At 65.0% G+C, this 11852-nt stretch carries 9 protein-coding genes; all 9 read right to left on the reverse strand.

What is annotated here, in order from left to right; all coding sequences use genetic code 11:
- Window positions 1-5: 5 nt before the first annotated feature.
- Complete coding sequence (greA, locus tag QM707_RS06290) at window positions 6-482, reverse strand: transcription elongation factor GreA (RefSeq protein ID WP_415001005.1); 477 nt, start codon at window positions 480-482, stop codon at window positions 6-8.
- A complete protein-coding gene (carB, locus tag QM707_RS06295) occupies window positions 479-3721 on the reverse strand; it encodes a carbamoyl-phosphate synthase large subunit (RefSeq protein WP_415001006.1) in 3243 nt (1080 codons plus the stop codon). Before carB ends, greA begins: the two co-directional genes overlap by 4 nt.
- A gap of 1 nt (window position 3722) precedes the next feature.
- Window positions 3723-4844 carry a glutamine-hydrolyzing carbamoyl-phosphate synthase small subunit gene (carA, locus tag QM707_RS06300; protein ID WP_415001007.1) on the reverse strand — a complete coding sequence of 374 codons (1122 nt, stop codon included), beginning with the start codon at window positions 4842-4844 and terminating at the stop codon, window positions 3723-3725.
- Window positions 4845-5026: 182 nt separating this feature from the next.
- Window positions 5027-5953: a zinc metalloprotease gene (locus tag QM707_RS06305; RefSeq protein ID WP_415001008.1), complete on the reverse strand. Its 927-nt coding sequence runs from the start codon at window positions 5951-5953 to the stop codon at window positions 5027-5029.
- Window positions 5954-6069: 116 nt separating this feature from the next.
- Window positions 6070-6795, reverse strand: a complete 726-nt coding sequence (dapB, locus tag QM707_RS06310) for a 4-hydroxy-tetrahydrodipicolinate reductase (RefSeq protein ID WP_415001009.1) — start codon at window positions 6793-6795, stop codon at window positions 6070-6072.
- 72 nt (window positions 6796-6867) lie between these two features.
- The gene (dnaJ, locus tag QM707_RS06315) at window positions 6868-7995 is read right to left on the reverse strand and encodes a molecular chaperone DnaJ (protein WP_415001010.1); all 1128 of its coding nucleotides are present in this window, start codon (window positions 7993-7995) and stop codon (window positions 6868-6870) included.
- A 134-nt stretch (window positions 7996-8129) separates the two neighbouring features.
- Entirely contained in the window at window positions 8130-10049 is a 1920-nt protein-coding gene (gene dnaK / locus QM707_RS06320) for a molecular chaperone DnaK (protein ID WP_415001011.1), read from the reverse strand.
- Window positions 10050-10132: 83 nt separating this feature from the next.
- Window positions 10133-10654 carry a nucleotide exchange factor GrpE gene (grpE, locus tag QM707_RS06325; RefSeq protein WP_415001012.1) on the reverse strand — a complete coding sequence of 174 codons (522 nt, stop codon included), beginning with the start codon at window positions 10652-10654 and terminating at the stop codon, window positions 10133-10135.
- Window positions 10655-10774: 120 nt separating this feature from the next.
- Entirely contained in the window at window positions 10775-11815 is a 1041-nt protein-coding gene (gene hrcA / locus QM707_RS06330; RefSeq protein ID WP_415001013.1) for a heat-inducible transcriptional repressor HrcA, read from the reverse strand.
- Between the last annotated feature and the right edge of the window lie 37 nt (window positions 11816-11852).

The following is an 11852-nucleotide window of genomic DNA, read 5'->3' on the forward strand; positions in this document are numbered from 1 at the left end:
CGGGATCAGCCGATGTAACGCACCGCGATGATGTCGTAGTCGCGGTTGCCGCCCGGCGCCTCGATCGTGATGCTGTCGCCTTCGTGCTTGCCGATCAGCGCGCGCGCGATCGGCGACGAGATCGAGATGCGCCCGAGCTTGATGTCGGATTCGAGGTCGCCGACGATCTGGTAGCTGACCTCGTCGCCGCTGTCGGCGTCGGCAAGATCGACCGTCGCGCCGAAGACCACGCGGCTACCCGCATTCAGCGTGGCCACATCGATCAGCTGCGCATGCGACAGCACGAACTCCAGTTCCTGGATCCGGCCTTCGATGAAACCCTGCTGCTCACGGGCAGCATGGTATTCGGCGTTTTCCTTCAGGTCGCCGTGGGCACGGGCTTCGGCGATCGCGTTGATGACGGCGGGGCGTTTGACCGACCTGAGGTTATCGAGTTCTTCGCGAAGGCGCTGGGCGCCGCTGACGGTCAATGGGGCTCTCATCCGTGGACTTCCTTGTGCAGTTCCTGCAGCGACCAGACGCGCGGGTTGTCGCGCGTCTCGATCGCGTGGATCAGCGCTCGCGCGCCGGGAACGGTGGTCGAATAGGTAATGCGATGCTGCAGTGCCTCGCGGCGGATCGAGAACGAGTCGGCGATAGCCTGCTTGCCCTCGGTGGTATTGACGATATACGAAATCTCGCCGTTCTTGATCAGGTCGACGACGTGCGGCCGGCCTTCGAGCACCTTGTTGATGCGTTCGCAGGGCAACCCCTGCTCACGTAGATAGGCCGCGGTGCCGCTGGTCGCGACCAATGAGTAACCACGATCGAGCAACAAGCGGGCGACATCGACCACGCGCGGCTTGTCCGCCTCGCGCACCGACACGAATACCTTGCCGACCGGCGGCGCCTTGATGTTGGCGGCTTCTTCGGCCCGGCCGAAGGCGTCGGCGAAAGTCCGGCCTACGCCCATGACCTCGCCGGTGGAACGCATTTCCGGCCCGAGGATCGGATCGACGTTCTGGAACTTGGCGAAGGGGAAAATGGCTTCCTTGACGGAAAAATACCCGGGCACGATCTCCCGCGTGGCGCCCTGCTGCGCCAGGCTTTGTCCGACCATGCAACGCGCGGAAATCTTCGCCAACGGGCGACCGATCGCCTTGGAAACGAAGGGCACGGTACGGGAAGCGCGCGGATTGACCTCCAGGACGAAGATGGTCTCCTCGCCGTCGTCGCCGGTCTGGATGGCGAACTGCGTGTTCATCAGGCCGATGACCTTCAGCTCGCGCGCCATGCGTGCGACCTGATCGCGCAAGCGATCCTGCACGGAAGCGCTCAGCGTATACGGCGGCAACGAGCAGGACGAGTCGCCCGAATGCACGCCGGCTTCCTCGATGTGCTCCATGATGCCGCCGATCAGTACGTTGCCCTGCTGGTCGGCGATGATATCGACGTCGACCTCGACGGCGTTGTCGAGAAATCGGTCGAGCAATACCGGCGAGTCGTTCGACACCTGCACGGCCTCGCGGATGTAACGGGACAGGTCGGCGTCGGAATAGACCACTTCCATCGCGCGCCCGCCGAGCACGTAGCTCGGGCGCACGACCAGCGGATAGCCGATTTCCCGCGCCAGCGCGAGAGCTTCGTCCGGATTGCGCGCCGTACGATTCGGCGGTTGCGTCAGGCCGAGTTTCTCCACCAGCTGCTGGAAGCGCTCGCGATCTTCCGCCCAATCGATCGAATCGGGCGAGGTGCCGATGATCGGCACGCCGTTCGCCTCGAGCGAGCGCGCCAGCTTCAGCGGCGTCTGGCCGCCGTACTGCACGATGACACCGACGGGCTTTTCCAGATCGACGATCTCGAGCACGTCTTCCAGCGTCAGCGGCTCGAAGTACAGGCGATCGGAGGTGTCGTAATCGGTCGAGACGGTTTCCGGGTTGCAGTTGACCATGATGGTCTCGTACCCGTCCTCGCGCAGCGCCAGCGCCGCGTGCACGCAGCAATAGTCGAACTCGATGCCCTGGCCGATGCGGTTGGGCCCGCCGCCGAGCACCATGATCTTCTTGCGATCGCTGGGCGCCGCTTCGCATTCGTCCTCATAAGTCGAATACATGTAGGCCGTGGTCGTGGCGAACTCCGCCGCGCAGCTGTCCACGCGCTTGTACACCGGCCTCACGCCGAAGGCACGACGCAGCGCGCGGATCGCCGATTCGTCGGTACCGGTCAGCTGGGCCAGGCGGATATCTGAGAACCCCTTGCGCTTGAGCTGGCGCAGACGCCGCTTGTCCAGTCCGGCCAGGCCGGCGGCGGCGACTTCCTTCTCGAGAGCGATCAGCTCCTCGATCTGGTCGAGGAACCACGGGTCGATGAAACTCAACGCGAACACGTCCTCGACGCTGAGGCCGGCGCGGAAGGCTTCCGCGACCTGGAACAAACGCTCCGGGCCCGGTTCCTTCAGCTCGCGGCGAATACGCGTCAGGCCGTCTTCGCCATTGCCGGCATCGCCGGTCGGGTCGAAACCGACCTTGCCGATCTCCAGGCCGCGCAAGGCCTTCTGCACCGACTCCTGGAAGGTGCGTCCCATGGCCATCACCTCGCCTACCGACTTCATCTGCGTGGTCAGGCGCGCATCGGCCGCCGGGAACTTCTCGAAGGCGAAACGCGGGATCTTGGTGACGACATAATCGATGCTGGGTTCGAACGAGGCCGGCGTGGTGCCGCCGGTGATCTCGTTGCGCAGCTCGTCCAGCGTGTAGCCGACGGCCAGCTTCGCCGCCACCTTGGCGATCGGGAAACCCGTGGCCTTGGAAGCGAGCGCGGAAGAACGCGATACGCGCGGATTCATTTCAATGACGACGACGCGACCGGTTTCGGCATTCACGCCGAATTGCACGTTGGAACCGCCGGTATCCACGCCGATCTTGCGCAGCACGGCGATGGAGGCGTCGCGCAGGCGCTGGTATTCCTTGTCGGTGAGCGTCTGCGCCGGCGCGACGGTGATCGAGTCGCCGGTATGCACGCCCATCGGATCGAGGTTCTCGATCGAGCAGACGATGATGCAGTTGTCCGCCTTGTCGCGGACGACCTCCATCTCGAATTCCTTCCAGCCCAGCACCGATTCTTCGACCAGCACTTCGCCGACCGGCGACAGTTCCAGGCCGCGGGAAACGATTTCGATCAACTCTTCGCGGTTGTAGGCGATGCCGCCGCCGCTGCCGCCGAGGGTGAAGCTGGGTCGGATGATGGTCGGATAGCCGACCTTGGTCTGGATTTCGATGGCCTGTTCGAGCGTGCGCGCGACTTCGGCTTTCGGGCATTCGAGCCCGATGTCCTTCATCGCGACGCGGAACAACTCGCGGTCCTCGGCCATGCGGATGGCTTCGCGCGAAGCGCCGATCAACTCGACGCCGTACTTGTCCAGCGTGCCGGCATCGGCCAGGTCGAGCGCGCAATTCAGCGCCGTCTGTCCGCCCATGGTCGGCAACAGGGCATCGGGTTTTTCCTTCGCGATGATGCGCTCGACCGTGACGGGGTTGATCGGCTCGATGTAGACGGCGTCGGCCATCTCCGGGTCGGTCATGATCGTCGCGGGATTCGAGTTCACCAGGATGACGCGGTAACCCTCATCGCGCAGCGCCTTGCAGGCCTGCGCGCCGGAGTAGTCGAACTCGCAGGCCTGGCCGATGACGATCGGGCCGGCGCCGATGATCAGGACGCTCTTGATGTCTGTGCGCTTGGGCATCTCAGCGGGCTCCCATCATCTGGACGAAACGATCGAACAAGGGCGAAACATCGTGCGGTCCGGGGCTCGCTTCCGGATGCCCCTGGAAGCTGAAAGCGGGCGCATCGGTCAGCGCGATGCCCTGGTTGGAGCCGTCGAACAGCGAACGATGGGTGACGCGCACGTTCGCGGGCAGCGTGGATTCGTCCACGGCGAAACCATGATTCTGCGACGTGATCATCACCCGTCCGGAATCGAGATCGATCACCGGATGGTTGGCGCCGTGATGGCCGAACTTCATCTTCAGCGTGTTCGCTCCCGCCGCCAGGCCGAGGATCTGGTGGCCCAGGCAGATGCCGAACAGCGGAATTTTCGCCGCGAGGAACTCGCGTGTCGCGGCGATGGCGTAGTCGCAGGGCGCCGGATCGCCGGGGCCGTTCGACAGGAACACGCCATCGGGCTTTTCGGCCAGCACCTGCGCCGCCGGCGTCTTCGCCGGCACCACGGTCACCTTGCAGCCGCGTTCGGCGAGCATGCGCAGGATGTTGCGCTTCACGCCGAAGTCGTAAGCGATTACGTGGAAACGCGTTTCCGCGCGCACGAATTGGTTGCGATCGAGGTCGAGCTGCCCCTCGTTCCAGACGTAACGCTCGCGCGTACAGACTTCCTTCGCCAAGTCCATGCCTTTCAGGCCGGGGAACTTGCGCGCCGCTTCGATCGCCTGGTCGACATCGATCTCGCCGGCCATCAGGGCACCGTTCTGGGCGCCGCGATCGCGCAGCAATCGCGTGAGGCGGCGCGTATCGATGTCGGCGATGGCGACGACGCCACGCGCCTTCAGCCAATCAGGCAAGGCCACCTGGCTGCGCCAGTTGCTCGGACGGCGCGGCACATCGCGCACGATCAGTCCGGACGCGAAAACTTCGCCCGCCTCGTCGTCCTGGCTCGTGCAGCCGGTGTTGCCGATGTGCGGATAGGTCAGCGTGACCAGCTGTCGGGCGTACGAGGGATCGGTAAGGATTTCCTGGTACCCGGTGATGGCGGTATTGAAGACCACTTCGCCGATGGAAAGGCCGGGCGCGCCGACGGAGATGCCCTCGAATATGGTGCCGTCTTCGAGCGCAAGGATGGCGGATTGGGTCACGGATGCTCGCCTCGGTTGGGAGAACCCCGCCCGGTTCTTCGGGCTGAGACGAACCGCGAACGAGGCGGAGGCCAGGTTCGTGCTGATTCGGGGTTCAGGCGAGCGGGAATTTTAGCCGTCCGGCCGCCAAAAAGAAACGCCCGGCCGAAGCCGGGCGTTCAGAGGAGCTTGGAACGGATGTATCAGTTGCCGAGGTTCGGACGATACAGCGTGACCTGCTCCTGCATGCGGGTCCACTGGTTGGCAGTGAAGTTCGTCATGCAGGCGTCGTTGCCGTAGTCCATGTAGTTGGTGACCGGATCCACGCCCGCCTGCGGGCAGGTGTCGGCCGGGGTGCAGTTGAAGTTCGGGGCCGCTTCGGCCGGCGTATCGGCCACGGAATCGCCCGGCTCCACGCAGCCGCCCTGGAAGGTGTGGTACAGGCCCAGGTAGTGGCCGGCTTCGTGCGTCAGCGTGTCGCCGCCGTTGTAGCCATTGGCCGAACCGCCCGGCAGGGCGCCGTTGAGCATCACGACGCCGTGCATGAAGCTGTTCTCGGCGTAGTAGTTCGGGAAGGTGGCGTAGCCCAGCAGTCCAGCGCCCAGACCGCAGGTATAGACGTTGAAGGTCTCACGCGGGTTGACGGCGAGGGCTTTCTTCATCGCGCGCTCGATCGAGGACTTGGCGCAGCCGTTGTACCAGGTGGTGTTCTTGACGACCTGCGAGCCGGCCAGCGTGAACTGGAAGCCCGAATTGGCGTAGGCCGCATTCAGCACATTGATCTGGTCGGTCAGCTGCTGCTGGGTGCCGGCACCCGCGCCGCTGTTCGTGGTGATCATGTGGAAGTAAACCGGGACGACGCGGACCGCGGCCAACGAGTTGACCTTGGAGAAATACTCCGGGCTACGACGGAAATCCTGCAGCTTGCGCTCCATCGCGTCGCGCTCGGCAACGGTGGGGTTGGCTACGCCGCAACGGACGAGGCTCTGCTTCTGGCCGGTGATGGCGTCGACGAAGCTGACCTTCGGACTGTTGACGCGGGCGTCTTCCTGACGGTCGACGGAGGCGGCCTGAGCCTGAGTGGCGAGGCCGAGAGCCAAGGCGGCGGCGAGAAGCTTCATGGATTTCATGGTTTACATCCCCAATCAGTGGTTATGCCGCGGGAGGCGGACCTCCTAACTTTAGAACAATCTCTCGAAAAACATCATTTTGCAGTGCAACATTTTTTCAGAGCGTCCGCCCGAGCTCATTCATTCATGAACATGAGTTCGGGCAGGCGCCACAGGCGAGGCGGGCGCCCGGCCAGCCGCAAGGCGGCTTCCAGGGCCCCGGCCGCGAAAATGTCCCGGTTCAGCGCCGAATGGCGGAGCTCGATGCGCTCGGCCGGACCGGCCAGGACGACCAGATGGTCGCCGACGACCTCGCCCTCGCGGATCGATTCGATTGCCGCCGCCTTTCCTGAACCGGCCTCGCTGGCCCGGGCCAGGGTCAGGGCGGTCCCCGAGGGCGCGTCGAGCTTGTGTACGTGGTGCGTTTCGATGATGCGCACGGGCCAGTCCGGCAGCGCGCCGGCCGCACGCGCGACCAAATCTTCGAGTACGGCCACGCCAAGACTGAAGTTAGAAGCCCAGATCAGGGGAATCGCCTGGGCGGACTGCGCCATCGCTTCGCGCTGGCGATCGGAAAGACCGGTCGTACCGCTGACCAGGGCGCGGCCGCGGGAGCGGCAGAGTTCCAGGATCGCATCGAAACCTTCGGGCAGACTGAAGTCGATGGCGACGTCGAAGTCTCCGCATTCGTCCAGGCGCTCGGTGGACAGCGTCGGAACGTCGGCCTCCGCGTCGGCGCCGCCGGAACGCGACACGGCCGCGACGATGCGCAAGCGCGCGTCATCGCGCGCGAGGCGCAGCAGTGCGCGGCCCATGCGGCCAGACGCGCCATGGATGAGAATGCGTAATCCGGATTTTTCCATCGCCGCAAGCTAGCAGCGGCATGGCGGCGAAGCAATGCGAGCGCAGGTCAGGCGCACGGCCGGACGACGCCGTCAAGACGTCATCCGGTCCCAGAAGGCCTTCACGCCATCGAGGAAGCCGGTGGAGCGTGGCGAATGTTTCGCGGCGTTCTCACCCTGGAAGGTGGCTTCGAAATCGCGCAGCAGTTCGCGCTGCTTCGACGTCAGGTTGACGGGCGTTTCCACCACGACGCGGCAGAGCAGGTCGCCGGGCGCATGGCTGCGCACCGACTTGACGCCCTTGCCGCGCAAACGGAAGAGCTTGCCCGTCTGCGTTTCCAGCGGGACCTTGATCAGGGCTTCGCCATCGAGCGTCGGAACGACGAGATCCGCGCCGAGCGCCGCCTGCGAAAAACGGATCGGCACTTCGCAATAGAGGTCGTCGCCATCGCGCTGGAATATCTTGTGCTCGCGCACGTTCACTTCGACGAACAGGTCGCCGGCCGGCGCGCCAGCGGGGCCGGCCTCGCCCTCGCCTTGCAGGCGGATGCGATCGCCATTGTCCACGCCAGCGGGAATCTTCACCGACAGCGTCTTCTCGTCGCGGACGCGCCCGTTGCCATGACAGGGCTTGCAGGGCTTGGCTATCGTCTGGCCGCGACCGCCGCAGTTCGGACAAGGCTGCTGCACGGAGAAAATGCCGCGCTGCATGCGCACCTGGCCGCGACCAGCGCAGGTCTTGCACATCTCGACCTTGCCGTCTTCCGAACCTGAGCCGCTGCATGGCTTACAGGCGACGAGCGTCGGCACTTCGATCTGCTTGTCGACGCCGAACACGGCCTCTTCGAGATCCAGCTCCATCACGAAACGCAGGTCGGCGCCGCGACGCGGGCCGCGTTGCTGCCGCCCGCCGCCGAAGATGTCGCCGAAGATGTCGCCGAAGATATCGCTGACATCGGCGAATCCCGGGCCGGGACCGCCGCCGCCCATGCCGTGTTCGAACGCGGCATGGCCCTGCTGGTCGTACAGGCGCCGCTTGGGCGCGTCGCTGAGCACTTCGTAGGCCTCCTTGGCCTCCTTGAACTTGTGCTCGGCGTCCTTGTCGCCTTCGTTGCGATCAGGATGGTATTTCATCGCCAAGCGGCGATACGCCTTCTTGAGTTCGTCCTCGTCGGCGTTGCGGGCAACGCCCAGGACTTCGTAGTAGTCGCGCTTGCTCATGCCTTGCTTTTCCCCTTCCCCCGCCGGGGGAAGGCCGGGATGGGGGTGCGAATCTTGAACCAGGATTCGTCACGCGATGCGAGAACGAACCCTCGCCCCTGCCCCTCTCCCGTCGGGAGAGGGGTTGGAACGGCTTACTTTTGCTCGTCCTTGACCTCGGTGAACTCGGCGTCCACCACATCATCGGACTTGGCCGAACCGGACGGCGCGTCCTGCGAGCCGCCGCCTTGTTCGCCGGCCGAGGCCGCCGCGTACAGCGACTGCGCCGCCTGCTGCAAGGCATTCGTCTTGGCTTCGATCTGGGCCTTGTCGTCGCCCTTCATCGCCGTTTCGAGATCGGACAGCAGGCTTTCGACATTGGCCAGCTGTTCGCCAGGCACCTTGGCGCCGTGTTCCTTGATCGCCGTGCGGGTCGCATGGATCAGACCGTCGGCCTGGTTGCGCGCGGTGACGAGGTCGTGGAATTTCTTGTCTTCCTCGCGATTGGCCTCGGCGTCGCGAACCATGCGCTGGATCTCTTCCTCGGACAGGCCAGAACCGGCCTTGATCTCGATGCGCTGCTCCTTGCCGGTCTTCTTATCCTTGGCGGTGACGTGCAGGATGCCGTTGGCGTCGATGTCGAAGGACACCTCGACCTGCGGCATGCCGCGCGGCGCCGGCTCGATGCCGGCCAGGTCGAACTTGGCCAGCGACTTGTTGTACATGGCCTGAGCGCGCTCGCCCTGCAACACATGCACGGTCACGGCGGTCTGGTTGTCGGCGGCCGTCGAATAGGTTTGCGAGGCCTTGGTCGGGATCGTGGTGTTCTTCTCGATGATCTTGTTGAACTCGCCGCCCAGCACTTCGATGCCGAGGCTCAGCGGGGTCACGTCGAGCAGCAGCACGTCCTTGACCGAACCGGCCAGCACGCCGCCCTGGATCGCGGCGCCGATGGCGACGGCCTCGTCCGGGTTGACGTCCTTGCGCGGCTCCTTGCCGAAGAAATCGGTCACCGCCTGCTGCACCTTCGGCATGCGGGTCTGGCCGCCGACGAGGATGACTTCGCTGATGTCGCCGGCCTGCAGGCCGGCATCGTTCAAGGCGATGCGGCAGGGTTCGATCGACTTCTTGATCAGGTCTTCGACGAGCGCCTCGAGCTTGGCGCGGGTGAGCTTGACGTTCAGGTGCTTCGGACCGGAAGCGTCGGCCGTCACGTACGGCAGGTTCACTTCGGTCTGCTGCGAGGAGCTGAGCTCGATCTTGGCGCGCTCGGCGGCGTCCTTCAGACGCTGCAGAGCGAGCGGATCCTTGCGTAGGTCTATGCCCTGCTCCTTCTGGAATTCCTCGACCAGGAAGTCGATGACGCGCTTGTCGAAGTCTTCGCCGCCGAGGAACGTGTTTCCGTTGGTGGCCAGCACTTCGAACTGCTTCTCGCCGTCGATGTTGGCGATCTCGATGATCGACACGTCGAAGGTGCCGCCGCCGAGGTCGTACACGGCGATCTTGCGATCCTTCGTGTCGCCCTTGTCGAGGCCATAGGCCAATGCGGCCGCGGTCGGCTCGTTGATGATGCGCTTGACCTCGAGACCGGCGATGCGACCGGCGTCCTTGGTGGCCTGGCGCTGGCTGTCGTTGAAGTAGGCCGGCACGGTGATGACCGCTTCGGTGACCGGCTCGCCCAGGTAGGCTTCGGCGGTCTTCTTCATCTTCTCGAGGACCTTGGCGGAGATTTCCTGCGCGGCCATCTTGCGGCCTTCGCTGGTCTGCACCCAGGCGTCGCCGTTGTCGTGCGCGACGATGCCGTAGGGAACGAGGTCGAGGTCCTTCTTCACTTCGGCGTCGGTGAACTTGCGGCCGATCAGGCGCTTCACTGCGTAGAAGGTATTTTTCGGATTGGTGACGGCCTGGCGCTTGGCCGAGGCGCCGACGATGGTTTCGCCGTCCTTGGTGAAGGCGACGATGGAGGGCGTGGTGCGATCGCCTTCCGAATTTTCGATGACCTTGGCGGTGCCGCCTTCCATGATGGCCACGCAGCTGTTGGTGGTGCCGAGGTCGATGCCGATGATCTTGCCCATGTTGCTGACTCCCTGAAATTGTCCGGCCTTGCGGCCCAAGTACTGAATGTTTCGTATGTGCGGCCGGCTCGCGGCCTTTCAAGTCAATCGCTGCTGGCGACGACGACCAACGCGGGGCGCAGCAGGCGATCGTTCAGCACGTAACCCTTCTGGAATACCTGCAGCACGCTGCCCGGTGCGGCCTTGCCCGCCGGCGCCTGGCTCACGGCCTGGTGGTATTCGGGATTGAAGGTTTCGCCGACCGGGTCGAGCATGCGCATGCCGTTGTCGTTCGCGACTTTCAAAAGCTGCTTCAACGTGAGGTCGAGGCCGTCCTTCAACGGGCCGGTCGCGCCCGCGGCGGCGGCGATGCCGGCATCGAGGCTGTCGAATACGGGCAGCAACTGGGACAGCAATCGTTCGTTTGCGAACAGGCGGGCCTGATCCACGTCGCGCACGAGGCGCTTGCGCTGGTTGTCGAGCTCGGCGCGCTCGCGCAGGCTCTCCTCGCGCACGGCCACGATGGTGGCGCGCAACTGATCGAGTTCGGCGGCGAGGGTCTCGTTCTCGGACACAGCCTGATCGAGGGACGCGGTCGCGTCCTGCGGGTTCTGCTCGGTATGCATGGAAATCCTGCGAAACGGTGGGTCGGTCCACCCCTCTCCCCGGGGTGCAGGGCCTCAATGGGGCCACCTGGAAGCGTTTCAAGCCCTATTGGACCGCCTGGCGGGACAAAGCCGGGGGATTCAGGGTCCCGGGGGGCCGGGGTTCAGCGCGGCGCCCAGCAGCTCGGCCGTGGCCTGGACCATCGGGATGACGCGGTCGTAGGCCATGCGCGTGGGACCGATGACGCCGAGTACGCCGAGGATCTGCCCCTGCGACTGGTAAGGCGCCGTAACCACGGCGCAGCCGCCCAGGGGCGCGAATCCGCTTTCCTCGCCGATGAATACGCGGACGCCCGGCGCCCGGGTGCAACGTTCGAGCAAGGCCAGGATCTCGCGCTTGCGGGCGAAAGCCTCGAACAGTTCCCGCAGCCGCTCCATGTCGGCCAGGTCCTGCACGCCCATCAGGCGCGTCTGGCCGCTGAGCAGCATGTCGTCGCTGCCGGGCTCCAGCGTCTGCTCCGAAATTTCCACCGCCGCGGACAGCACACGCTCCATTTCGCTGCGGGTGTCGCGCAATTCGCGCAACAGATTCGCCCGGATCTCGGCGAGCGGCCGTCCCGCGCAATGCGTATTGAGGTAGTTGGCCGTCTGTTCCAGTTCTGCCGGGCTGTAGCTGCGGCGCGTGGTGATGATGCGGTTCTGGACCTCGTTGTCCGGGAAAACCAGCACCACAAGTACCTGATTCCCGTCCAGCGGCACGAACTCGATCATCCTGAACGCGAATGCCGCCCGCTGCGGTACGGTGACGACGCCGACGAACTGGCTCATCGCCGACAGTAGTTCGCTCGCGCTCGACAACAGGGCCTGCGGGCCGGCGCCGGACGGCATGTTGTTGCGCAGGCGCAGGATTTCCTTGTCCGGCAAGGGTTGCATCTGCAGCAGCGAATCGACGAACACGCGGTAACCCTGCGCGGTCGGCACCCGTCCGGCCGAGGTATGCGGCGCCGCCACCAGGCCGACCTCCTCCAGGTCGGCCATGATGTTGCGGATCGTGGCCGGGCTCACGTCCAGCCCCGACTGTCGGGCCAACGTGCGGCTGCCGACCGGCTCGCCATCGCGGATGTGCTGGGCGATGAGCGCGCGCAGGAGATTGCGTGCCCGGGGGTCGAGATTCGGATTCATGCACCATAGCTTAGGGCCGAGCGGCGGCATCGCAAGC

Source organism: Arenimonas sp. (genome assembly GCF_047602345.1).
Lineage (GTDB): Bacteria > Pseudomonadota > Gammaproteobacteria > Xanthomonadales > Xanthomonadaceae > Arenimonas.

Excerpts from the sequence above, each read along its gene's own strand:
- dnaJ (WP_415001010.1), bottom strand. The coding sequence starts at position 7,995 with ATGAGCAAGCGCGACTACTACGAAGTCCTGGGCGTTGCCCGCAACGCC.
- grpE (WP_415001012.1), bottom strand. The coding sequence starts at position 10,654 with ATGCATACCGAGCAGAACCCGCAGGACGCGACCGCGTCCCTCGATCAG.
- hrcA (WP_415001013.1), bottom strand. The coding sequence starts at position 11,815 with ATGAATCCGAATCTCGACCCCCGGGCACGCAATCTCCTGCGCGCGCTC.
- dnaK (WP_415001011.1), bottom strand. The coding sequence starts at position 10,049 with ATGGGCAAGATCATCGGCATCGACCTCGGCACCACCAACAGCTGCGTG.
- greA (WP_415001005.1), bottom strand. The coding sequence starts at position 482 with ATGAGAGCCCCATTGACCGTCAGCGGCGCCCAGCGCCTTCGCGAAGAA.
- QM707_RS06305 (WP_415001008.1), bottom strand. The coding sequence starts at position 5,953 with ATGAAATCCATGAAGCTTCTCGCCGCCGCCTTGGCTCTCGGCCTCGCC.
- carB (WP_415001006.1), bottom strand. The coding sequence starts at position 3,721 with ATGCCCAAGCGCACAGACATCAAGAGCGTCCTGATCATCGGCGCCGGC.
- dapB (WP_415001009.1), bottom strand. The coding sequence starts at position 6,795 with ATGGAAAAATCCGGATTACGCATTCTCATCCATGGCGCGTCTGGCCGC.